A 305-nucleotide genomic window follows, 5' to 3' on the forward strand; every position below is an offset into this window, starting at 1 on the left:
GCGCATCAGGAAATACAGAAACTCGGGCTTTTGTACCCCACCGGCGTTCTCACGTTCGAACAGATTCACGACGCCGTGCTCAACGTCGCGCGCTACGACGTGTTCAAGCTGAACGAAGCCATGCTCACCGGCGAAATCGGCCGATTGACGCGCATGCTCGACGGGCTGAAGGGCGAGTGCGCATCAGGAAATACAGAAACTCGGGCTTTTGTACCCCACCGGCGTTCTCACGTTCGAACAGATTCACGACGCCGTGCTCAACGTCGCGCGCTACGACGTGTTCAAGCTGAACGAAGCCATGCTCA

At 57.7% G+C, this 305-nt stretch carries 2 pseudogenes; both read left to right on the top strand.

What is annotated here, in order from left to right:
- Nucleotides 1–177 (top strand): annotated as a pseudogene (locus ACRXB1_RS37570) (DNA polymerase III subunit delta); the annotation flags it as partial.
- Nucleotides 176–305 (top strand): annotated as a pseudogene (locus ACRXB1_RS37575) (DNA polymerase III subunit delta); the annotation flags it as partial. The pseudogenes ACRXB1_RS37570 and ACRXB1_RS37575, both read left to right, overlap by 2 nt.

The sequence above is a fragment of the Caballeronia sp. M23-90 genome (assembly GCF_053574605.1).